This is a genomic window from Streptomyces durhamensis, assembly GCF_000725475.1.
GTDB lineage: Bacteria > Actinomycetota > Actinomycetes > Streptomycetales > Streptomycetaceae > Streptomyces > Streptomyces filipinensis.
Window position 1 is genome coordinate 1 of sequence record NZ_JNXR01000113.1, and the last position, 448, is coordinate 448.

1 protein-coding gene is annotated in these 448 nt (G+C 71.4%); it reads left to right on the forward strand.

Annotation, left to right across the window (positions count from 1 at the left end; all coding sequences use genetic code 11):
- Positions 1 to 5: 5 nt before the first annotated feature.
- On the forward strand, positions 6 to 448 hold a 443-nt coding region (locus IO33_RS0142005; protein ID WP_037687459.1), incomplete at its 3' end, for a molybdate ABC transporter substrate-binding protein.

Sequence of the window (448 nt, forward strand, 5' to 3'; positions counted from 1 at the left end):
CCGTGATGACCCGTTCCGTGCGCCGGACCCGGCGAATGCTGCAGCTGGCCGGTGCGGGAGCCGCCGCCCTGATGGCACTCAGCGCCTGCTCCTCCTCCGGTGACTCCTCCACCAAGCCGGCCAAGGCCGGCACCGCGTCCCCGAAGCTGTCGGGCACGGTCACCGTGTTCGCCGCCGCCTCCCTCAAGGAGAGCTTCACCGCCCTGGGCAAGCAGTTCGAGCAGGCCCACCCCGGTACCAAGGTCAGCTTCAACTTCGGCGGCAGCGACACCCTGGCCGCCAGCATCACCGGCGGCGCCCCCGCCGACGTCTTCGCCGCCGCCAGCCCCAAGACCATGGCGATCGTGACCGCCAGGAAGGACGCCGCCGGCACCCCGGCCACCTTCGTCCGCAACCAGCTGGAGATCGCCACCCTCCCCGGCAACCCCGACAAGGTCACCACCCTCAA